This is a genomic window from Vibrio sp. 1562, from assembly GCF_033340155.1.
GTDB lineage: Bacteria > Pseudomonadota > Gammaproteobacteria > Enterobacterales > Vibrionaceae > Vibrio > Vibrio alginolyticus.
In genome coordinates, this window is record NZ_JAWOVY010000168.1 from 1 (window position 1) to 901 (window position 901).

Genomic DNA, 901 nt, shown 5'->3' on the forward strand with positions numbered 1-901 from the left:
ACTGCAACGTAAGATAGCGTAGTCTATGCCAGAGTCGATGACGGATTGCTCCGCTTCGAGCATGATTTTCGCATTATCGGAAAGGTGAGGGGGGGTTTGCGCGAGAGCGAGCGATGCGGATTCTTCTTTCATATCCGTTGGTAAATTAGGGTAGACCGTTGTAGAGCTGATCATGACGAGCTTTTCAATCGCATTCTGTTTTGCCGCTTTAACTAACGTTGACCATTGCTGCGCATACTCTCGACCAGACCCTCTACGAAACCCAGGTGGAAACGCACCAACAATACGCTCAATATGATTCGACTGAATTATTTCATCCAGTTTTTGCGCTGCGTTTTCATCGTTGAGATCAAGCAGGGCGGCGTTAGCAATAGTGGATGGCCGTTCATCTAACCGAGCTTGGCTACGACGCGTAATAACTACATCATGTCCCTCGACTAACAAGGCTTGCGCTAGCGGAGTACCAAGCCAACCTGCACCTACAATCAATGTGTTTGCCATTATTTATCCTACTTAACTGTTTGCTCAAAGAGAGTAATGAGCTCTGCTTTGGCTTGTTGATGGAGGGGATCAGAATGCCATTTTTGATGCTGAATCAGGTCAACATTGACTTGCCAAGCCAGCTTTGTGAAATCATCCCCAACTTTTTTTAACGTGTTTGGTGAGTCTGCGACTAAGTGCTCCGGCAGGAAGCACCATCCAAACCCTTTGTTCGCTAATTCCAACAAAATGTAGTAGTTATCAGCGTACCAGATATCTGGGCTCAATGCTTGGTTGAGGCTACCTGGCTCTGCACTCTTTGAGCGTATCACCAGTTGGCGATATTGTTTGAGTTGATCGATATGGGTAATTCGCTGAGCCGCTAATGGGTGATCGGAAGAGACATACACATCGAATGCGA

The 901-nt window shown here is 46.8% G+C and carries 2 protein-coding genes; both read right to left on the reverse strand.

Annotated elements, in window-relative coordinates; all coding sequences use genetic code 11:
* Nucleotides 1–501 (reverse strand): NAD(P)H-binding protein (locus R7Z49_RS23935; RefSeq protein ID WP_318112216.1); only part of this gene is annotated, 501 nt, incomplete at its 3' end.
* An 8-nt stretch (nucleotides 502–509) separates the two neighbouring features.
* A partial coding sequence (locus R7Z49_RS23940; RefSeq protein ID WP_318112217.1) for a LysR substrate-binding domain-containing protein occupies nucleotides 510–901 on the reverse strand: 392 nt, incomplete at its 5' end.